The sequence below is a fragment of the Paractinoplanes globisporus DSM 43857 genome (assembly GCF_000379645.1).
GTDB classification, from domain to species: Bacteria; Actinomycetota; Actinomycetes; order Mycobacteriales; family Micromonosporaceae; genus Actinoplanes; species Actinoplanes globisporus.
Genome location: NZ_KB903326.1, coordinates 21,645 through 41,703 on the forward strand (window position 1 = coordinate 21,645; position 20,059 = coordinate 41,703).

The following is a 20,059-nucleotide window of genomic DNA, read 5'->3' on the forward strand; positions in this document are numbered from 1 at the left end:
AGTCCTAGCGCCTTTCGGACAAACCGCTGCCGTACGGGTAGAGACCGTCGATCGAGACCGGGAGATGGCCTCGGGCCGGGGCGGTTCCCTGCAGAACGGCGGCCAGGGCGGTGATCGAGACGGGCTGGTAGTCGTAGGCGGCCACGTACGTGGTGGCGGACGGGAAGTAGGCGAGGTCGTAGGGGGCGCCGACCGCGGCGACGACGATCGGCTTGCCGGTGGCGAGCAGGGCGCTGACCAGGCGCTGCTGGGTGACGTCACCCCAGGCGTTGTACGTGGTGACGACCGTGACGTCGGCGTTCTCGGCGGCCGCCACGGCCTGGGCGATGACGGCGTCCGAAGGGGACCCGGTGTAGAAGCGCGTGGCGCCGAGGGCGGCGGCCAGGTTCGTCGTGGTGCTGACGCCCCAGCCGGTGACCAGGACGTTCTGGCCGGGCCGCAGGGGAAGGGCGGCCTTGCGGAGCACCGTGATCGACCGGGCCGCGGCGTCGGCCATCGTGGCCAGGTGTCCGGGCGTGCCCACGGTCGGCGTCTCCGGGACGTACGGCTGATAGGTCTTGGTCTTGAGAATGCGGCGGACCGACTGGTCGATGCGCTGCTCGGTGACGGTGCCGGCGGCGACGGCGTCGAGCAGGGACTGGATGGCCAGCGGGACGTTGCGCGGCATCAGCAGCTCGTCGACCCCGGCGTTCACGGCGTCCACGACGATCTGCTGGTCGGTGTAGTCCTCGAGGGCGGCGGCGCTGAGCGCGTCGGTGATCACCACGCCGTTGAAGTGCAGCTGCTTGCGGAGCAGGTCGGTGATGATCGGCTTGGAGAGGCTGGCCGGCTTTCCGGACGGGTCCAGCGACGGGGCGATGATGTGGGCGGCCATGACGCTGGTGGCGCCCTGCTTGATCGCCGCCACGAACGGCGGGACGTGCGTCTTCAGGATCTCCTGGCGGCTCTCGTCGGTGATCGCCACGCCGTTGTCGGTGTTGACCGTCGTGTCGCCGAGCCCGGGGAAGTGCTTGGCCTGCGTCCCGATCTTCGCCCGCTCGTAACCCTTGATCGCATATTTCGTGAACAGGGAGACGTGGGCGGTGCGGTCGCTGAAGGAGCGGACGCCGTCGGCGCTGTTCCGCGGGTTCGTGTTGACGTCGACCACCGGGGCGTCGACGACGTTGATGCCGAGGGCCTTGAGTTCCTCGCCGCTCACCCGCGCGGCATTTTCGGCCGTACGGGGGTCGAAGGTCGCGCCCAGCGCCATGTTGCCCGGGGAGACCGCCAGCGGGGCGCCGATCCGGTTGACGACGCCGCCCTCCTGATCGGTGCTGATCTGCAGCGGGATGCCGGTGTCGCCCATCGCGGCCTGCTGGAGGCCGTTGGAGAGCGCGGCGATCTGGGCCGGCGCGTTGAGGTTGTGGCTCCAGGTGAAGTAGATGACGCCGCCGAGGTGGTATTTCGCGACGGCCTGCGCGCCGGTGCTCACGTCGGCGCCGAACATCGCCTGGTTGGCCGCGGCGTCGGCGGCGCTCGGGGCGGTCGCGCTGTCGCCGTACACGTACGAGACGAACATCTGGCCGACCTTCTCGGCCAATGTCATCCCCGCGAGCGGATCCCTCCCGTGTGCCTGCGCCTGCGCCGGTATCGCCAAGACAATTACCGCCACGAATGCCGCGAGCCGCTTCGTCATGACCTCATCGGAACGCCTCGATCGACAGTTGTCAAACCGAATGCCTCCTCGACCAGGTCAAGCGCTTTGATCCACGGAAACAGGTGGGGGTCGTTCCGGCCGGGCGGCAACGGCTCCCAACCATCCTCAGGACCAAGCAGCACGCGTACGCCCTCGGACCGCAGACTTTGCACGGCGTTCCGGAACGGCAGCCGGCTCGCGAGCGCGCTGTTCACGGCCGGAACGACGACCGTCGGCACACCCCGCCCGATCACCTCGGCCACCGAACTGAGCGCGTAGGTGTCCGCGATACCGGCGGCCAGCTTGTTCACGGTGTTGAACGTCGCCGGCGCCACGATCAACGCATCCGCCGGCGGCGAGATCCGCCTGCCGTCCGGCGCGAACTTGTAGGTGGTCCGCACCGGCTTCCCACTGGCCCGCACCACCTCGGCCACGTCGATGAACTCCAATGCGTTCTGCGTCGCCGTGACATCGACGGCCCACCCGCGCCCGGCCGCCGCCACGATGAGAGTCCCCACCCCGGCGGCCGCCCCACCCCCACACACCACCACCCGCAAATCACCCATAGCTTCCGATTCTGACGGATGATCGCCCACCCCGCCGCCATGTCCCGATGCCTTTGCCGTGCACGCGGCTATCGGCGTGGGGTTTTGCGGCCGGCCAGCCAGCGGCTGACCAGGACCGAGAGGAAGGGCTGGCGCGGGGCGGGCGGCACGTTCGGCCCGCCGGGGCGCGGTGGCGGGCCGCCGGGCGCCGGGTCGGGGGGCGGCGCGTCCGTGGGTGCCGGGCCGGTCAGTGCCGGGCCGGTGGGTGCCGGGCCACTCAACGCCGAGACGGACGGTGCCGGGGCGATCGCCGACGGGGGCTCGGGGGCCGGGTCGATTGCCGAGGTCGCGGGCGGTGGGGCCACGGGCGGCTGGTCGGTGGATGGCGATGCCGCCTCGGGAGGGTCGGGGGCGCCGGTGCCGCTCGGGGGTGCGTCCTGGGACTGGTAGGAGCGCAGGGCCAGGACGAAGGCGACGACCGCGACGGCGCCGGCGGCGACGCTCGAGAGCTTGTCGGCCAGGTCGGGGCCGAGGGCGGCCACCGCCACGACCACGGTGAGGACCAGCAGGAGGGCCAGCGCCGTGGTGCGGAACCAGCGGCTGATCGCGAGGTTGGGGCGGCGGGTCAGCAGCAGGTGCACCAGGGGCTCGATCGCGACGATCAGCAGCGTCACGATCAGGGACAGTTGCCAGGCCTGGATGCCGTGGGCGCTCATCGGAGCGCCGCCCGGATGTCGATGATGAACTGCTGGGTGAGCGGCTCGCCGTCGTGGAGGTAGCGCCTTGTGTGGTCGGCGAAGCGGCTGGCGAACTCGGCGTAGTTGGCGTGCATTGGCCTCGGGCGGGAGCCCTCCACGGCGTACCGGATGAGGTTGAGGTGTGGCAGGGCCGCCTGGAGGTCGGCGTCGATGTAGGCGTCGACGCCGGTCGGTGCGAAGCCGAACGACGTCAGCAGTTTCTGCGCGGGGTTGTCGGTCAGGAAGTGGATCGCCCGGATCGCCTCGTCGCGGTGGTCGCCGGCGGCGGAGACCGCGAGGCTCTGGCCGCCCAGGATCCCGATCGGCAGCCGGTCGACACGGATCTCGGCGGTGGCCGGCTTGACTCGCTCGGCCCGGTCGAGCGGCAGGTAGCGGACCGGCCAGTTGCGCATCCAGCGCAGGTTGTCCTGCTGGAACGCCCGGGTCGTGTCGTCCTCGCCGGCCGCGTCGACGACCCGCTTGCGCTGAATCGCGTCGGCGAGCGGCCCGAGCGCGTCGCGCCACTGGCCGAGACCGTACGAGAGGACGCCGCTCTCGTCGATGATCGCGTCGTCCTGGGCGAGGGCCTGCTCGAGCACGTTGCAGACGAAGGCCTCGTCGGTCTGGCTGCCGACCGTGTCGAGCTGCCCGGCGAACTGCACCGGCCCGCGTACCGACGCCGCCATCACCTGCTTGAGCGTGGGCGCGGCGTCGGCCCGCTTGTCGGTGACCCGGCGGAACAACATGCCGACGTCGGAGTTGAACGGGACCGCCCAGAACTGGCTGGTGCCGGCCCGCTGGCACACCTGGCGGACGGGCCCGAGCAGCGAGATGTCGTTCTTCGGGTCGATCGGCACGATCTTGCCCTCGGCGACGAACCGCGGGATGTGGATGACGTCGAGGTTGAAGATGTCGGCGTTCGTCTGGTTGAACTTCAGGAACTGGTCGCGCGTGGAGCTGTTGACCTCGGACACCGCGATCTGCGTGTCCGGGTTCAGCTCGTTCTACATGCTGACCAGCAGTTGGCGCCCGCCGGTGGGGTCGGCTCCGGTGGCGAGCGTGAGCGTGATCGCCGTACGCCGGGTGAGGAAGTAACTCGCGGCCGTGGACAGCATGCCCGCGGTCAGCGCCCCGGCGAGGAACGACCGTCGAGAGTAGAGCTCGCCCATCCAACGACCGTACTCGATCGACCTCTAGAGGGTGATCCCGGTCACCGGGGCGGCCGAGAGCCCGCGGATCAACGATCCAAGCCGCTCCGCCAGCTCGACATCATCGGATATTTCCGGTAAGTCTGCGGAAATCTCCGACGCGACCTTCTCGTGCAGCCGCCGTCCGCGCATCGTCAGATGCGCCCGGATACGACGCCGATCGATCTCGTCGATCCGCCGGTACACAAGGTTCTCGTCGACCAGGTGGTCCACCAGGCGGGTGAGGCTGGCGGGCGGAAGGGACGCCCCCTCCGACAAGGAGCTCATCGTGTGCCCCTTGCCGTCGGCGAGCAGCGTGACCACCCGCCACGCGTCGAGGCTCAGCCCGGACGACTCGAGGACCCCCGCGATCCGGCGGGCCAGCAGCCGCTCGGCGCGGGTCAGCAGATGCATGAGGTCGGTGGCTCGACGCATGACATCCCCCTCGGTCCCCGCGCGTGGCCGCCATGCTACAGATGGGCCGCAGCTTGCGCCGTGGCGTTCCGCCGGTGGCGCGGGACCCGCGAGCATAGGGCCATGCCCGAGCTGCTCGACCTCAGCACGGACGCGGTCCGGGTGGCGCTCGTCGTGCCGCTGCGGGGCCCGGCCGGCATGTTCGGCCCGAGCGCCGAGCTGTGCGCGCAGCTGGCCGCCGAGGAGATCAACGCCGCGGGCGGGGTGCTGGGCCGCGAGCTCGTCCTGATCCCGGTGGACGGGGGCGCCGCGCCCGAGCGGGTGGCGGCCGAGGTCGAGGCGCTGGTCTCGGTGGGCGCGGTGCACGGGGTGACCGGCTGGCACATCTCGTCGGTGCGGCAGGCCGTGGCGCCGCGGATCGCGGGCCGGATCCCGTACGTCTACACCGCGCTCTACGAGGGCGGCGAGCGCAGCACCGGGGTCTTCCTCACCAGCGAGACGCCGCAGGCGCAGCTGCTTCCGGCGATGTCGCTGCTGACCGGCGAGCGCGGCGTGCGGAGCTGGTTCATAGCCGGCAACGACTACGTCTGGCCACGCCGGACGGCGGTGACCGTCAAACGCCACGGCATCCGGGTCGCCGGCGAGCGGTACGTCCCGCTCGGCACACAGGACTACGCGGCGGTCCTCGACCACATCCGCACCTCGGAGGCGGACGCCGTCCTGATGCTGCTGGTCGGCAACGACGCCGTGCGTTTCAACCGCGCCTTCGCCCGCGCCGGCCTGGACGCCCGTTGCCTGCGGCTGAGCACGCTGATGGACGAGAACATGCTGCTGGCCAGCGGTCACGCGGCCACACACGACCTGCACAGCGCGGCCGGCTTCTTCGCCTCGATGGTCACCCCGGAGAGCCTCGACTTCCACGGCCGGTACGCGGCCCGGTTCGGCCCGGAGGCGCCGCCGCTGGGCAGCCTCGGTGAGTCGTGTTACGAGGGCGTGCTCCTGCTCGCGGCGCTGATCGGCCGGGCGCGGACCCTCGACGTCCGCGAGATCGGCGCCCGTGCCGGCGAGGTGTCCTACGAGGGCCCGCGCGGCCTGCTGCGCCTGCATCGGCGGCACGTGCGCCAGCGGATCTACCTGGCTCGGGCGCACGGGGTGGAGTTCGACGTCTTGACAACACTGCCACCCTTACCGGATGCTTCCAGCTGGAAGTAACAGTTTCTGGCCGACCATTTCTTGGTCGGCTTTTTTCGTTTCCTGAAAAGAGCGGAAACGATTTGTTAAGGGCGGGGAAACGGCCCGGAAATCGCGTGCTCCGAGACTGGCCGCAGCATTCCCCCTAGTCAATATGCAAAAGCCCTAGCCATCGAGGCAGGAGGCTTCTTCGTGTTCAAGATTCGCGGAACCCGCGCGCTGGCCGTCGTCGTGGCGGCGGTCAGCGTCACGGCATTGACCGCCTGCGGCGCCAAGACCGGCGACAGCGGCACCTCGACGACGGCCGGCGCGGTCGTCGACACCTCCGGGCCCACCGTCAAGGTCGGCCTGCTCAACTCCCTCTCCGGCACGATGGCGATCAGCGAGGTCACCGTCCGGGACTCTCTGAAGCTCGCGATCGACGAGATCAACGCGTCCGGCGGCGTGCTCGGCAAACAGATCGAGCCGGTCAGCGAGGACGGCGCCTCCGACTGGCCCACCTTCGCCGAGAAGGCGCAGAAGCTGATCAGCCAGGACAAGGTCGCCGCGGTCTTCGGCTGCTGGACCTCGGCCAGCCGCAAGGCGGTCAAGCCGGTCTTCGAGAAGAACAAGGCTCTGTTGTTCTACCCCGTGCAGTACGAGGGGCTCGAGGAGTCGCCGTACATCTTCTACACGGGCGCCACCACCAACCAGCAGATCGTCCCGGCGCTCGACTATCTCAAGGCGCAGGGCAAGACCTCGCTCTACCTGGTCGGCAGCGACTACGTCTTCCCGCGGACGGCCAACAAGATCATTAAGGCGTACGCGACCGCGAACGGCATGAAGGTGCTCGGCGAGGACTACGCGCCGCTCGGGTCGACCGAGTTCTCCACGATCGTCAACAAGGTGAAGGCGTCCGGGGCCAGTGCCGTCTTCAACACCCTCAACGGCGACAGCAACGTGGCGTTCTTCAAGGAGTACAAGTCGGCCGGCCTCACCGCCGCGGCCATGCCGGTAGTCTCCGTCTCGATCGCCGAGGAGGAGGTCAAGAGCATCGGCACGCAGTACCTCGCGGACCAGCTCACGGCCTGGAACTACTACCAGACCACGGCCGGCGCGGCCAACGACAAGTTCGTCAAGGCGTACAAGGCGAAGTACGGCGCCGACAAGCCGACCAGCGACCCGATGGAGGCCGCGTACACCTCGGTCTACCTGTGGAAAGCCATGGTCGAGAAGGCCGGCTCGTTCGACGTCGAGAAGGTCAAGGCGGCCGCCGACGCGGGCGGCATCACCTACGCGGCGCCCGAGGGCCTGGTCACGGTCGACGGCCCCTCGCAGCACGTCTACAAGACCGCCCGGATCGGCAAGATCGGTCCGGACGGCCTGATCAAGGAGGTCTGGAGCTCGGGACAGCCGATCAAGCCGGATCCGTACCTGAAGGACTACAGCTGGGCGACCGGACTGGCCTAGGGACGCCGGTGCGCCCGGTGACGGCCGGGCGCACCGTACGCGCAAAGGGGGTTTGACCTTGACTTTGGTCCTCAGCCAGCTCTTCACGGGAATCAGCATCGGCGCGGTGCTGCTGCTCATCGCCCTGGGGCTGAGCCTGACCTTCGGTCAGATGAACGTGATCAACATGGCGCACGGCGAGTTCATCATGGCCGGCGCCTACACGGTGTACGTGCTCCAGCAGGTGATCACGAGCGCCGGAGCATCGCTGATCGTCGCCCTGCCGATCGCCTTCGCGGTCGCCGGGGCGATGGGCGTGCTGCTGGAATTCCTGCTGATCCGCCGCCTCTACGGCCGGCCGCTCGACACGCTGCTGGTCACCTGGGGTGTGGCGCTGATCCTGCAGCAGGCGGCCCGGGACATCTTCGGCGCGCCCAACGTGCAGACCCGGGCGCCCGACCTGCTCACCGGCAGCATCCACCTGCCCGGCGGCCTGGTGATCGCCAGCAGCCGGGTCTTCATCCTCGTGCTCGCCCTGACCGCCGTGGCCGCGCTCACCCTGGTCCTCAAGACCACCTCGCTCGGCCGGCGGATCCGCGCGGTCGTGCAGAACCGTGACCTCGCGGCGGTGTCCGGCCTGGCCACCGGGCGGGTCGACCGGCTCACCTTCTTCATCGGCTCAGGCCTGGCCGGCATCGCCGGGGTCGCGCTCACCCTGATCGGCCCGATCGGGCCGGCCATGGGCACCAACATCATCGTCAACGCGTTCCTGGTGGTCGTCGTGGGCGGCATCGGCCAGCTCAAGGGGACCGTGATCGTCGCGTTCGCCCTCGGCATCCTGCAGTCCATGGTGGAGTACACGACCACGGTCAGCGTCGCCAGCGTGATCGTCTTCATCGTCATCGTCGCGTTCCTGCAGTGGCGGCCGCAGGGGCTGTTCACGCTGCGGACGAGGAGTCTCGCATGACCGCTGTCGCCTCTCCTCCCGTCGCGCCGCCGATCAAGCCGAGCCGGAAACGGACCGGTTGGAAAACGGCCGCGGGCTTCGCCTCCGGCGCCGTCGCCCTTTTCGCGCTCGCCCCGGCCGCGCTCGACGACTTCCGGCTCGGCCTGCTGGCCAAGTACCTCTGCCTCGCCATCATCGCGGTCGGCATCGGCCTGGCCTGGGGGCGCGGCGGCATGCTGACCCTCGGCCAGGGCGTCTTCTTCGGCCTCGGCGGGTACGCGATGGCCATGCACCTCAAGCTCGCCGACGCGGGCGCCGGCAACCTGCCGGACTTCATGCAGCTGTACGGACAGTTGGACGCGCTCCCCTGGTGGTGGCGCCCGTTCGCGAACCCGGTGTTCGCGCTGGTCGCAACCGTGGCGCTGCCGATGCTCGTGGCCCTGCTCCTCGGTCAGCTGATCTTCCGCCGGCGGGTGCGCGGCGCCTACTTCGCGATCCTCTCGCAGGCGCTCGCGGCGGCCATGGCGATCTTCCTGGTCGGCCAGCAGGGCACCACCGGCGGCACCAACGGACTCACCGACATCCAGGGCTTCTTCGGGTACGACCTGAACGACCCGGTCAACCGCAAGATGATCTACTTCATCATCGCGGGGGCGCTGCTGCTCATGCTCGCGGTGGCGTGGCAGCTGATGCGCAGCCGGTACGGGGAACTGCTGGTGGCGGTGCGCGACGCCGAGGAGCGGGTGCGGTTTCTCGGCTACGACCCGGCGAACGTGAAGCTCGTCGCGTACGTGGTCGCCGCGGGCATGGCCGGGCTGGCCGGCGCCCTCTTCGTGCCGGCCGTCGGGATCATCTCGCCGGCGCTGGTCGGCGTGGTGCCCTCGATCGAGTTCGTGGTCGGGGTCGCGGTCGGCGGGCGGGCGAGCCTGATCGGGCCGGCTCTCGGCGCGGTCGCGGTGGCCTGGGCGCGTACGGCCCTCTCGGAGCGGGTCCCCTCGGCCTGGACCTATTTCGAAGGCTTGTTGTTCATTCTGCCGATCGTCTTTCTCCCGGGCGGGCTGGCGTCACTGCCCCGGCTTTTGCGAAAGGCCAGGAAATGAGCGGGCTCACGGTGCGCGACCTGCGCGTGGTGTTCGACGGGTTCGTGGCCGTCGACGGTGTCGACCTGGAGGTGCCGGCGGGCGACGTCCGCTTCGTGATCGGTCCCAATGGCGCCGGCAAAACCACATTGATCGACGCCATTACGGGCCTGGTCAGGGCGACCGGTTCGGTGACGTTCGACGACCATGCGCTGCTCGGGCGGAAGGTACACCGGATCGCGCGGCTGGGCGTCGGACGCACGTTCCAGACGGCGGCGGTCTTCGAGGAGCTCACGGTGCTGCAGAACCTCGACATCGCCGCCGGCTGGAGCCGTCATCCGCTCAGCCTGCTTCGCGCTCGTGGCCAGGTGCCGTCGTCGGTGGCCGAGGCGCTGACGACCGTGGGGCTTTCCGCCGTACGCGACGAGCTCGCCGGCACCCTGGCCCACGGGCAGAAACAGTGGCTCGAGATCGGCATGCTCCTCGTGCAGGACGCCAAGCTCCTGCTGCTGGACGAGCCGGTGGCCGGCATGAGCCAGTCCGAGCGCGACGCGACCGGCGACCTGCTCGGACGCCTGGCCGCCGACCGCACGGTACTGGTCATCGAACACGACATGGACTTCCTGCGCCGCTTCGCCCGCACGGTCACCGTGATGCACGCCGGGAAGGTGCTGTCCGAGGGCACGGTTGCCGAGGTGCAGGCCGACCCCCGGGTCCAGGAGGTCTACCTGGGCCACGCACCGTCCGCCTCGGAGGTGGCCTGATGCTCCAGTTCGACGAGGTACACGTGGGGTACGGCCGGAGCGTCGTGCTGCACGGCGTTTCGGTGATGGTTCCCGAGGACGGAGTGGCCGCGGTGCTGGGCCACAACGGCGCGGGCAAGAGCACGTTGCTGCGCTGCGCGGTCGGCCTCCTCAGGCCCCGCCGAGGCCGCGTCCTGCTCGACGGCGACGACATCACCCGCCTGGCGCCGCATCAGCGGGTGGCACGCGGCATGGCCTATGTCCCCCAGGGCCAGCAGTGCTTCCCCCACCTGACCACCGCCGAGAACCTGCAGCTGGTCGCCGACGGCCGCCGCGACGGCAAGCAGGCCACGGCCGAGGCGCTCGACCTGTTCCCCGCCCTGCGTGACCTGATGTCCCGGCGGGCCGGTCTCCTCTCCGGCGGCCAGCGACAGCAACTGGCCATCGCCCGGGCGCTGATCACCCGCCCTCGTCTTCTCCTGCTCGACGAGCCGACCGAGGGCATCCAGCCCTCGGTGGTGGCCGAGATCGAGCAGACGATCCTCGCGGTGGCGTCCCGCGGCGGCATGTCCGTCCTGCTGGTCGAGCAGCACGTGGGCTTCGCCCTCACCGCGGCCCAGCGCTACTACGTCCTGGAGGCGGGCCGCCTGACCTCGTCCGGCGAGGGAGGTGCCGGCGCCGAGACCAAGGTCCGCCAGGCCCTGACCGTCTGACCTAACGAGCGTCGACCACCAGACGTACGGTCACGGTGTCACCGACATCGATGCCCTCGGCCGTACGCACCGACGTCTTGACCGGGACTATGTACTTCCCGTCCTTGGGCCACAACGATGTGGTCCACCCGGTCCGCCCGATCCTGACGGTCACCGGGATCATTCCCCAGCCGTACGTGACCAGCGAGGCGGCCGACGCGATCGCCTGGCACTCGTCGTCGGGCACGGTGACGAAGTGCCAGGGCGCCGGCCCCCGCCAGAACCACATCTCCCCGGTGAACTCAAGGTCCATGCCGACAGGCTAGTAGAGCGTGGCCGACGTGGTCCCCTCTGCGACGTCGAGCGGGTAGGGGCCGTCTCGCGCACCGACGTCACGACCACCGGAGGCACGCTACCCCCGAGGGCCGGCGGCGGACCGGCCCTCGGGAGCGGTGTTCAGCTCGCGGTGCAGCTGAGCGTGGGGACGCTGTTCGTGCCGGTCCACGAGCCGAGGAAGCCGAAGTTCGTGGCGGCTCCGGCGGCCAGCTTGCCGTTGTAGCTGACGTTGCGGGCGGTCACGGACGACCCGCTGCTGGTCACCGTGGCGCTCCAGGCCTGGCTCACCGTCTGGCCGTTGGCGTACGTCCAGGTCACGGTCCAGCCGTTGATCGCGGAGCTGCCCGCGGTCACCTTGACGTCACCCTGGAAGCCGTTCGGCCACGAACCGACGATCGAGTACGTCGCCGTGCAGCCGCCGGTGGGCGGGATCGTCGTCGGCGATGTCGTCGGGCTGCTGGTGGGACTGCTCGTCGGGCTGGTCGTGGGGGTGCCGGTCGTCGTGCCGTAGATCGAGGCCTGCTTGGACGTGGCCTTGATCCCGTTGGTGCCGTTGACGATCCGCAGACCCCAGGTGGTGAGCGAGTTCGGGTCGAAGTTGTTGGTCATGTCGAGGATCGGGTCGTTGTTGCCGGCCCAGGACCAGCCGATGTAGCCGAGACCGCGCTTGACCGCCTCGGACATCAGCGTCTGGTCGTCGACCTGCGAGGAGTCGAACTGCCAGCCGAACTCGCCGATGACCAGCGGCCAGCCCTTCGACTTGAAGGTGTCCAGGTAGGACGTGATCGACGAGGCGGTGTTGAACACCGCGTACATGTGGATGGAGAGCACCGTGTTGTGCTGGGTGTCGGCGTCGAGCACCGTCTGACCGTTGTCCCGCATCGTGTACTGCCAGTCCTGGCCCCAGTTCGGCGCGTCGACCATCAGCAGGTGCTGGAAGCCGTTGCTGCGCATCTTCTGGATGGCCGCGACGGTGGCGGCGGTCCACTGGCCGGGGTTGGTGTTGCCGATCGGCTCGTTGCCGATGTTGATGACGACGTAGTCCTCCTGGCCGACCAGCACGCTCTTGAGGCCGATCCAGTAGTTCACGGCCTGGTCGAGGGTGTACGCGGCGCCGTCCTCGCCGTACCCGGTGGTGTCGTGGTCCTCGAGCACGCAGATCAGCCTGTTCTGCTTGCACAGGGCGATCACGTTGGCCACGTCGGTGGCGCTGTTGGCGGTCCACCGGCCGCCGGAAAGCACGACCCGGACGGTGTTGGCGCCGGTCGCCTTGATGTTGGCGAACGAGCTGGTCTGGTTCGTGAACCAGGTGTGCTCGTGGTTGATGCCGCGCATGATGAACGTCGAGCCGTTGCGCTCGACGATGTTCGTGCCGCTGATGTGCAGGCCGGTGGCCGCGTAGGCGGGACTGACGAACATGAGTACCGCCGCGGCCACGGTGGCCAGGACGGTGCCGAGGATGCTGAGCTGCTTTTTCATGACCTGCCTCAGGAAACGGGGGAAGGGGGAAGTGCTACCCCAGCCCGCCGCCTGACCGGCAAACGTGCTCGCCCTCGGGGGATGTCGAGTGCCTGAAAACTACCCAGCGCATCGGCTTCCGTCAATCGGGAGCGCTCCCATTGATTGCCATGGATGTCTGCCGTAGCGTCCCGCCCATGCGCAGATTCCTCGCCGTCGCGGCCGCGGCGCTGACCGTCGTGGCCGCCGCCGTCGCCCTGCCGGCCACGCCCGCGCTCGCGCTCGACGACGGGCTCGCCCGCACGCCGCCGATGGGCTTCAACGACTGGAACGCGTTCGGCTGCGACGTGAACGAGCAGCTCATCAAGCAGACCGCCGACCTGTTCGTGAGCGAGGGGCTCCGGGACGCCGGCTACCGGTACGTCAACATCGACGACTGCTGGGCGCTGAAGGAGCGCGACGCGGCGACCGGCCGGCTGCTGCCGGACCCGGTCAAGTTCCCCGACGGGATCGCGGGCACGGCTGCGTACGTACACACGAAGGGTCTGAAGCTTGGGATCTATGGCGACGCGGGCACCAACACGTGCGCCGGTTACCCCGGGAGTCTCGGGCACGAGGCGCTCGACGCCCGGACCTTCGCCGATTGGGGCGTCGACTACCTCAAATACGACAACTGCTACAACCAATCCGACGGTACGCAGGCCGAGTACATCCGGCGGTACACCGCGATGCGGGACGCGCTCAGGGCGACCGGACGGCCGATCGTCTTCGAGATCTGCGAGTGGGGCACGACCCAGCCCTGGACGTGGGGCGCCGACGTCGGACACCTGTGGCGCACCACCGGGGACATCAGCGACAACTGGCCCTCGCTGAAGTCGATCATCGCGCAGAACGTGGGTTTGTCGGCCTACGCCGGGCCCGGGCACTGGAACGACCCGGACATGCTCGAGATCGGGAACGGCGGGATGACCGCGACCGAGTACCGGACGCACATGAGCATGTGGGCGATGATGGCCGCGCCGCTGATCATCGGGACGGACCTGCGGTCGGCGCCGGCGGAGACGCTCGCGATCCTCACCAACCGGGACGTCATCGGGATCGACCAGGACCGGCTCGGGGCGCAGGGGCGGGTCGTGTCGGACTCGGGCGGGCTGCTCGTGCTGGACAAGCCGCTGGCGTCGGGAGAGCACGCGATCGCGCTCTACAACTCGACCGACACGCTGGCCACCGTCGGGGTCGCGGCCTCGGCGACCGGGCTGCCGCGGGCGTCCGCGTATCGGCTGCGGTACGTGTGGTCGGGGGCGGTCACGCAGGCCGCGCGCACGATCGAGACGGCGGTTCCGGCGCACGGGACCGTGGTCTACAGGGTGCGGCCGGTCGGCGATCCGCGGCCCCTCGCGCCGTCGGTGACGGTGGCCGGGAGCATGGGCACGGCCGTTCCGGGGGCGGGGATTCCGCTGACGACCACGATCACCAATCGGGGCGCCGGCGCCATCGGCGACGTACGCGTGAAGGTCACCGGGCCGGCGGGGTGGACGGCCACGGCCGCCTCGGCTTCGCGGCGGTCGCTGGCCACCGACGCCTCTTTCGCAACGAGCTGGACCGTCACGGCGCCCGCGGGAACGGCCGCGGGTTCATATCCGGTGACGATCTCCGCCTCGTACGTCTGGGGAGGCCGGCACCGGCAGACCAGCGCGAGCACCCTCGGGGTGAATGTGGTGAACGCGCCGCCCGGCGGCCGGCTTCACCTGAGCACGGTGCGGGCGGCGGCGGTCAGCGGATCGGTGTTCTACGACCAGAACAGCGCCGGGAACCTCATCTCGATCGGTGACCACGTCTATGTGCGCGGGATCGGAACGCTGGCGCCGGCGTCGCTGAGCTACTACCTGGGCGGGTCGTGCAGCTCGCTCGTGTCGGATATTTCGGGCGGAACTCTTGAGGTGTACGCGGACGACACGCTCGTGGCCGCGGGGTCGTCGGGGACGCTGACCGCTGCCCTGAGCGGCGCGACCTGGCTGCGGCTCGTGACTGCCGGGACCGGGGAGGCGGACTGGGCGCAGCCCGTGCTGACCTGCGGTTCGGCCGGGCCCGGCGATCCGGTGCTGCCTTCGTCGCGGACGTTGTTCTCGTTCGAGTCGGGGACGGACGGGTTCGGGATCGCCAACGCGGACGGGGGCGGGTCGGTCGAGCAGTCTCCGGCGTTCGCGACCGACGGGTCGGCCGGGCTGCTCGTGCACACGCCGGTCAACGGGAACTGGTTCGGGCCGGCGCTGCCGTCGCCGTTCGATCTCAGCGGGGCGCATGCGCTCAAGTTCGACATGCGAACGTCCGGGCTCGGCAGTGTCGGCGAGTTCGCGGTGCAGGTCGGCGACGCGTACACGTGGTGCCAGGGTGGGCAGTGGACCTGGACCAACCCCGGCGGGAGCCGGACCGTGACGCGCTCGTTCGACGAGATCGGCTGCCCGGCCGGGGTGACGCTCGACCCGGCCGACATCCGGGCGGTCTGGGTCTTCCTGAACACGGGAGGGGACGTCTGGATCGACAACATCCGGGCCGAGTAAGTCTCAGTCGGCGGATACGTCAGGCATAGGCTGCCGACAGGTGGCGACAGCACCTTCTGGGGAAGCTCTCCGACTCGGAAGGATGCACATGTCCACTGATCAGGTCGCACACCAGCCCTCGCCGCTGCCCTCGTCGTCGCCCTCGTCGTTGCCCGAGCCGGTCACGGCTCCGCTCGAGGGAGAGTGGGCCCCGGCGGGCGTTCCCACTACCGCTGCGCCCGGCTCGGCGGCGCCCGGCTCGGCTCGGTGGACGGGGAAGAGGGTGATCGCGGCGGTGGCGCTCACGGCGGCACTGGCCGGCGGGGCCGGTTTCGGCATCGGCATGGCGGTGGACAGCGGCAGCAGTTCCACCCAGCAGGGTGGCCCCGGCGCTGGCCAGTTCCCCGGAGGAGGCAACGGCGGTCCCGGCGGCGGGATGGACGGCGGCGGCTTCGGCAACCAGCAGCAGGGCTCGACGCAGCAGGGCGGCACCGGCTCGACCCAGCAGGGCACCGGCGCCGGCGCCGCTCAGGACGGGACGACCACCTGACTCTCAGCGCGCCAGGATCGCCACGAGGAAGTCGGACGCGGGCGTGAACGGGCGCAGGTCCCAGGTGCTCAGCAGCAGCTCGGGCGCGAGGCCGGCGGTCGCGGCGTCGGCGAGAAAGGCGTCGAAGTCGTACCCCCGATCGGCCCCGAAGCCGACCGCGACCCGCCCGCCCTCGCGCAAGCACCCACCCAGCCGGCGCAGGATCTCCACCCGCGTGCCCGGCGCCACGAACGTCATGACGTTCCCGGCCGAGAACACCAAGTCGAACTCGCCCCGGACGTCCAGCTCGGCGAGATCTCCCACGATCCACTCGCCCCGGGGATGCTCCTGACGGGCGACCGCGATCAGCTCCGGATCGAGGTCGACCCCGACCACCTCATGGCCGGCCTCGAGAAGAAACCCACCGACCCGCCCGGTGCCACACCCGGCGTCCAGAATCCGGGCTCCGCGACCCACCATCGCGTCGATCATCCGAGCCTCGCCGCCCAGGTCCGTGCCGCCGGCCGCGAGATCCCGGAACCGCTGGATGTACCGCCGCGAGTGCTCCGGGTTCTCCGCCACCATCCGCCGCCAGAGATTGTCCTGAGCCACGAGCCCACACTATCCCGGCGCGAAACGCGGAACGGCCGCCCCGGGATGGGGCGGCCGTTCCGTCGTACCGAAGCTGGGAACTCAGATGCTGCCGGGCGACTTGCTGTTCGAACCGGCCAGTGAATCCGCCGGGGTCGAGTCGCTGACGGCGTGGAGCTTCTCGCCGAGCTTGGAGGACTGGAGCTTGTCCTTGCCCTCCGAGTAGAGCTTCGTGGCCTGCGCCTGGGCGACACCGGCCGCTTCCTGGACCGTCGGACTGTCCCAGAGTTTCTTGGCGCTCTCCCGGAGCTCCTCGTACTTCTCCCGGCCGGCCCGGCTGCCCAGGACGAAGCCCGCCGCGAGGCCGGTGAGGAACATCAGCTTTCCGCGCATGGTGGCGGCTCCTTCCGTACGTGACGCGCGTGCGTCTCTCGGTGCCATACCCATCCTGCCCGCCCGGTACTCCCGCACCAGGTGTTTCACCCCGGTGCGGCGCGCCCGGGCAACCCCTTCGCACCGGGGGCGGGTGGTCATGTACTCTGTTCCCCGGCACCGAGCAAGACGGTGCTGCACGATCCCCCATAGCTCAATTGGCAGAGCAGCCGGCTGTTAACCGGCAGGTTTTTGGTTCGAGTCCAAATGGGGGAGCTCTGACCAGGGTTTTCCTGGTGACACTCGAGTCTAGTCGGCCGGTCGGCCCCCGATTGAAACCCCGTTGTGTTCTCGGTCACACCGCGGCCGGACCGTCAGCGGAGAACGACCGTGCCGGGGCCGGTGATGACGATGGACTGCGCCAGGTAGGCACTCGTTTCGGTGCACGAGTTCGGCGTATAGACCTCGTCCAGGGTGATCGTAAGGTCGAATGTGCCGCTGATACGCCGGTACGAGCCGGTTCCCGAGCCCGCCGCGACCGGGACAGCACCGCGCACGCTCGCCGTGGCCGAGCAGGTGGCGGTGTTGATCGCGAGATTGTTCAGGCCGCCGGCGAACGTCCTTTCCAGGTCCCCGATGTCCAGCCGGAACGAGCCGTGGGCCAGCACCAGGTCGAGCTCGTTCTTGTCTCGTCTCGCCTGGCCGAAGTCGCCGACCGCGCCGTCGAGGACGACGGTGGACGTGGGACCGTCGTTGTCGGTGTAGGCGGTCAGGTGGACCGCGTTGCCGGCCACCGAGGCCGCCGGAGCAGCCGGGGCGCGGACCGCGGATTTCGGCGCGCAGGACGACATCAGGATGGCCAGGGCGACGGCCGGCAGCAGGTACGGAAGGCGCATGGGCGGAGTCTCCGACCTCCCGGTCCCGCCGGGCCATCGGTGGACTCCCGAAGATAACCCTGATTTCGGGGAGGTGACCGCTGGTCAGGCGGCCCGTTCCTCGGGCATGGGCGGCTGCGCTCCCCCTTGCACCGGTCGCACCCGGCGGTGAGGGAACACCCAGGTTCGGTACGCCCAGAGCCGGAACCCCATCGCCAGCAGCGTCCCGGCCACCATCCCGGAGGCGAAGTCGCTCAGTTGGTCACCTCCCGGTGGCGCAGCAACCACTCCCGGGCCGGGCGCGGAAGCACGCCGAGCACGTGTCGGATGGCGGAACCCATCGGCGGAGGCTACTGACGGAACCCTAGGAAACGCTGAAAGGTGTCAACCGGTTCCGACCCATCGATAGCGATGTTCGGGCCGGCCGGTGGTGCCGTAGCGCAGGCGCATCTCGGCCGTCCCGTCGCGGGCCAGAGCGGCCAGATACCGTTGCGCGGTGGCCCGGGAGATGCCCAGCTCGTCGGCGATCTCGGCAGCCGTGCGGGGCTCGCCGGCGCGGCGCAGAGTCTCGCTGACCAGGCGCACGGTCACCGCGGACTGGCCCTTGGGAACGGCCGGCCGGTCGCCCTCGTGCAGCAGCCGCCACACCCGGTCGATCTCCTCCTGCCCCAGGTGGCGATCCCCGGCCAGCGCCGCCCGGTACCGGCGGTAGGCCGTCAGCCGCTCGCCCAGCTGCTCCGCGGTGAACGGTTTGACCAGGTAGTTGAGGGCGCCGCGGGCGAGCGCGAGGCGTACCGACCGGGTGTCCGATGCGGCGGTCAACACGATGGTGTCGGCGCTGAGCTCGGCCAGCAGGTCGAGGCCGGGCTCGTCCGGCAGGTAGCTGTCCAGCAGCACCAGGTCGACCGGTCGCGCCGCGAGGATCGAGCGACATTCGGCGGCCGTACGCGCGGTACCCGCGACGGTGAAGCCGTCCACCCGCGAGGTGAAGTCCACGTGCACCTTCGCGACCCGGAAGTCGTCCTCCACGACGAGCACTCTGATCATGTAGCGACCGGCACCAGCGCGTGCGGCAGCCTCGCCTCGAAGACCGCGCCGTGCCCGTCGCCGGCCGCGGTGGCGAGCGTGACGTCGCCGCCGAGCTGCCGGGCGGCCTGCCGGGCCAGCGACAGGCCGAGTCCACGCCCCTGCTCGCCACGGGTGCTGACGCCGGCCGTGAAGACCTGTTCGCCGAGCGCCGGGGTCAGGCCGTCGCCGGAGTCCACCACGGAGATGTACAGCGCGTCGTCGTCGGACAGCAGGGCCAGGTCGACCCAGGCCGGCCGCCGCGCGCCGAGCCGGGCCGCCTCCAGGGCGTTGTCCACGAGGATGCCGAGCACGGTGGTCACCTCGACCGGCGCGGTGACCCGGGTGCCGACCCAGCTGGTGTCGGACAGCGTCAGTCGCACGTCGCGCTCGGCCGCCTCGGCCGTCTTCGCCGCGACGAAGGCCTGCAGGTACGGGTCGTCGACGGCGCCGACCGGGCCGGCCGCGGCCGGGGTGCCGCCGGCGACCGCGTGCAGGTACTCGAGGGCCTCGTCGCGGTAGCCGTTCTGCAGCAGGCCGGAGAGGACGTGCAGCCGGTTGGCGAACTCGTGCCGGGAGGCGCGCAGCGCGCTGCTCAGCGTGCGCACCGAATCGAGCTCACGGGTCACGTTCTCCAGGTCGGTGCGGTCCCGCAGGGTCAGCACGCCGCCCAGGTCGCGGCCGTCTCGGCGGACCGCCCGGTAGTTGACCACCAGCACCCGGTCACCGGCCACGGTGATCACGTTGTCGGCCGCGCGTAGCGCAAACACGCCCACCAGCCCCGGCGGCAGATCGGCCTCGGCGACCGGGGTGCCCGGCGCGGGGCCGGCGCCGAGCAGGCGTACGGCCTCCTTGTTGCACACCGACACGCGGCCGGTCGCGTCAACGGCCAGCACGCCCTCGCTGATGCCGCGCAGCACCGCCTCCCGCTCTTGAACGAGCTCGGCCAGCTCGGCCGGTTCCAGACCGAGGGTCAGCCGCTTGAGCCGGCGGCTGAGCAAGGCCGCCCCGGCCACGCCGAGCAGCAGCGCGCAGCCCGCGACGATGCCGGCCAGGCCGAGCTGCTGCCACACGTACCCGCGGATCTCGGCCACGTTGAAACCCACGCTGACCTCGCCGACGATGCTGCCGTCCGGGGCGCGCAGTGGCGTCTTGCCGCGCGCCGAGAGGCCCAGCGTGCCGCGCTCGACGTTGATCGTGTCGCGCCCGGCGAGCACCGCGGACGGATCGGTGCTGACCTGCTCGTGGATGCGCTGCGGGTTGGGGTGGGCGAGCCGGATGCCATGCCGGTCGGTGATCACGACGAAGAGCGCTCCGCTGGCGGCCCGGGCGGCCTCGGCCCGGGCCGGCAAAGCACCGCCCGGATCCTCGACGGCGGCGGCCGCCGCGATCGCGGGGTCGGCGGCAAGGGTGTGCGCGACGGCGAGGGCGCGGCTGCCGTACTGCTCGGTGAGCTCGCGGTCGAAGAGCCAGCCGATCAGCGCGCAGCCGAGCCCGAAGACCACCACGAGCACTCCGACCTGCAGGCCCATGACCTGCCAGGCGAACGGAACGGGCCGGCGCGGCATGCCCCGCACTGTAACGCCACGAACCTCGATCCGCGGCCGTGAGCAAAACGAGCAATACGCGGTCAACGCGGGTTAGCGCCGCAACGCC

21 protein-coding genes and 1 tRNA gene are annotated in these 20,059 nt (G+C 70.3%); 9 read left to right on the plus strand and 13 right to left on the minus strand.

Annotated features, from left to right (window positions below; genetic code table 11):
- Positions 1–4: 4 nt before the first annotated feature.
- The 6 genes from A3CQ_RS55350 to A3CQ_RS0136550 form a co-directional block, all read right to left on the minus strand.
- Positions 5–1,675, minus strand: coding sequence for a glycoside hydrolase family 3 protein (locus tag A3CQ_RS55350; protein WP_063713647.1), 1,671 nt, complete (start codon positions 1,673–1,675; stop codon positions 5–7).
- On the minus strand, positions 1,672–2,241 hold the full coding sequence (locus A3CQ_RS55355) for a flavoprotein (RefSeq protein WP_084699389.1): 570 nt from the start codon (positions 2,239–2,241) through the stop codon (positions 1,672–1,674). The genes A3CQ_RS55350 and A3CQ_RS55355 overlap by 4 nt, the downstream gene beginning before the upstream one ends.
- Positions 2,242–2,309: 68 nt before the next feature.
- The gene (locus A3CQ_RS0136535; RefSeq protein WP_026206610.1) at positions 2,310–2,936 is read right to left on the minus strand and encodes a hypothetical protein; all 627 of its coding nucleotides are present in this window, start codon (positions 2,934–2,936) and stop codon (positions 2,310–2,312) included.
- Positions 2,933–3,931, minus strand: coding sequence for a type 2 periplasmic-binding domain-containing protein (locus A3CQ_RS0136540; protein WP_020515915.1), 999 nt, complete (start codon positions 3,929–3,931; stop codon positions 2,933–2,935). Before A3CQ_RS0136540 ends, A3CQ_RS0136535 begins: the two co-directional genes overlap by 4 nt.
- Before the next feature lie 30 nt (positions 3,932–3,961).
- Positions 3,962–4,126 (minus strand): hypothetical protein, encoded by a 165-nt coding sequence (locus tag A3CQ_RS61290; protein WP_020515916.1) that lies wholly within the window; start codon positions 4,124–4,126, stop codon positions 3,962–3,964.
- Between the two features lie 24 nt (positions 4,127–4,150).
- Positions 4,151–4,579 carry a MarR family winged helix-turn-helix transcriptional regulator gene (locus A3CQ_RS0136550; protein ID WP_020515917.1) on the minus strand — a complete coding sequence of 143 codons (429 nt, stop codon included), beginning with the start codon at positions 4,577–4,579 and terminating at the stop codon, positions 4,151–4,153.
- A 102-nt stretch (positions 4,580–4,681) separates the two neighbouring features.
- On the opposite strand from A3CQ_RS0136550, the gene A3CQ_RS0136555 reads away from it, so the two are divergent.
- From A3CQ_RS0136555 to urtE, 6 genes are all read left to right on the plus strand, one after another.
- Positions 4,682–5,770, plus strand: coding sequence for a substrate-binding domain-containing protein (locus tag A3CQ_RS0136555; RefSeq protein ID WP_020515918.1), 1,089 nt, complete (start codon positions 4,682–4,684; stop codon positions 5,768–5,770).
- A 171-nt stretch (positions 5,771–5,941) separates the two neighbouring features.
- Positions 5,942–7,198: an urea ABC transporter substrate-binding protein gene (gene urtA / locus A3CQ_RS0136560; protein ID WP_020515919.1), complete on the plus strand. Its 1,257-nt coding sequence runs from the start codon at positions 5,942–5,944 to the stop codon at positions 7,196–7,198.
- 58 nt (positions 7,199–7,256) lie between these two features.
- Complete coding sequence (urtB, locus tag A3CQ_RS0136565; RefSeq protein WP_026206612.1) at positions 7,257–8,144, plus strand: urea ABC transporter permease subunit UrtB; 888 nt, start codon at positions 7,257–7,259, stop codon at positions 8,142–8,144.
- Positions 8,141–9,223, plus strand: coding sequence for an urea ABC transporter permease subunit UrtC (gene urtC / locus A3CQ_RS0136570; RefSeq protein ID WP_020515921.1), 1,083 nt, complete (start codon positions 8,141–8,143; stop codon positions 9,221–9,223). The genes urtB and urtC overlap by 4 nt, the downstream gene beginning before the upstream one ends.
- Positions 9,220–9,966, plus strand: coding sequence for an urea ABC transporter ATP-binding protein UrtD (gene urtD, locus A3CQ_RS0136575; protein ID WP_020515922.1), 747 nt, complete (start codon positions 9,220–9,222; stop codon positions 9,964–9,966). The genes urtC and urtD overlap by 4 nt, the downstream gene beginning before the upstream one ends.
- Positions 9,966–10,658 carry an urea ABC transporter ATP-binding subunit UrtE gene (gene urtE, locus A3CQ_RS0136580; RefSeq protein ID WP_020515923.1) on the plus strand — a complete coding sequence of 231 codons (693 nt, stop codon included), beginning with the start codon at positions 9,966–9,968 and terminating at the stop codon, positions 10,656–10,658. The genes urtD and urtE overlap by 1 nt, the downstream gene beginning before the upstream one ends.
- A gap of 1 nt (position 10,659) precedes the next feature.
- On the opposite strand, the gene A3CQ_RS0136585 is transcribed toward urtE, so the two are convergent.
- The gene (locus A3CQ_RS0136585; protein WP_020515924.1) at positions 10,660–10,950 is read right to left on the minus strand and encodes a DUF1905 domain-containing protein; all 291 of its coding nucleotides are present in this window, start codon (positions 10,948–10,950) and stop codon (positions 10,660–10,662) included.
- A 143-nt stretch (positions 10,951–11,093) separates the two neighbouring features.
- Positions 11,094–12,452 (minus strand): cellulase family glycosylhydrolase, encoded by a 1,359-nt coding sequence (locus tag A3CQ_RS0136590; protein ID WP_020515925.1) that lies wholly within the window; start codon positions 12,450–12,452, stop codon positions 11,094–11,096.
- A gap of 176 nt (positions 12,453–12,628) precedes the next feature.
- Between A3CQ_RS0136590 and A3CQ_RS55360 the strand changes: the two genes are divergently transcribed.
- Positions 12,629–14,992, plus strand: coding sequence for an NEW3 domain-containing protein (locus tag A3CQ_RS55360; RefSeq protein ID WP_020515926.1), 2,364 nt, complete (start codon positions 12,629–12,631; stop codon positions 14,990–14,992).
- 88 nt (positions 14,993–15,080) lie between these two features.
- Entirely contained in the window at positions 15,081–15,521 is a 441-nt protein-coding gene (locus A3CQ_RS61295) for a hypothetical protein (protein ID WP_157296783.1), read from the plus strand.
- A 3-nt stretch (positions 15,522–15,524) separates the two neighbouring features.
- On the opposite strand, the gene A3CQ_RS0136605 is transcribed toward A3CQ_RS61295, so the two are convergent.
- Positions 15,525–16,085, minus strand: a complete 561-nt coding sequence (locus A3CQ_RS0136605) for a class I SAM-dependent methyltransferase (RefSeq protein ID WP_020515928.1) — start codon at positions 16,083–16,085, stop codon at positions 15,525–15,527.
- A 108-nt stretch (positions 16,086–16,193) separates the two neighbouring features.
- Positions 16,194–16,484, minus strand: a complete 291-nt coding sequence (locus tag A3CQ_RS0136610; RefSeq protein ID WP_020515929.1) for a hypothetical protein — start codon at positions 16,482–16,484, stop codon at positions 16,194–16,196.
- A 182-nt stretch (positions 16,485–16,666) separates the two neighbouring features.
- Here A3CQ_RS0136610 and A3CQ_RS0136615 point away from each other — a divergent pair.
- A tRNA-Asn gene (locus tag A3CQ_RS0136615) sits at positions 16,667–16,739 on the plus strand.
- A 98-nt stretch (positions 16,740–16,837) separates the two neighbouring features.
- On the opposite strand, the gene A3CQ_RS0136620 is transcribed toward A3CQ_RS0136615, so the two are convergent.
- From A3CQ_RS0136620 to A3CQ_RS0136630, 3 genes are all read right to left on the minus strand, one after another.
- Positions 16,838–17,359: a hypothetical protein gene (locus A3CQ_RS0136620; protein ID WP_020515930.1), complete on the minus strand. Its 522-nt coding sequence runs from the start codon at positions 17,357–17,359 to the stop codon at positions 16,838–16,840.
- A 363-nt stretch (positions 17,360–17,722) separates the two neighbouring features.
- Positions 17,723–18,385, minus strand: coding sequence for a response regulator (locus A3CQ_RS0136625; RefSeq protein ID WP_026206614.1), 663 nt, complete (start codon positions 18,383–18,385; stop codon positions 17,723–17,725).
- Positions 18,382–19,971 (minus strand): sensor histidine kinase, encoded by a 1,590-nt coding sequence (locus A3CQ_RS0136630; RefSeq protein WP_020515932.1) that lies wholly within the window; start codon positions 19,969–19,971, stop codon positions 18,382–18,384. The genes A3CQ_RS0136625 and A3CQ_RS0136630 overlap by 4 nt, the downstream gene beginning before the upstream one ends.
- Positions 19,972–20,059: the final 88 nt, after the last annotated feature.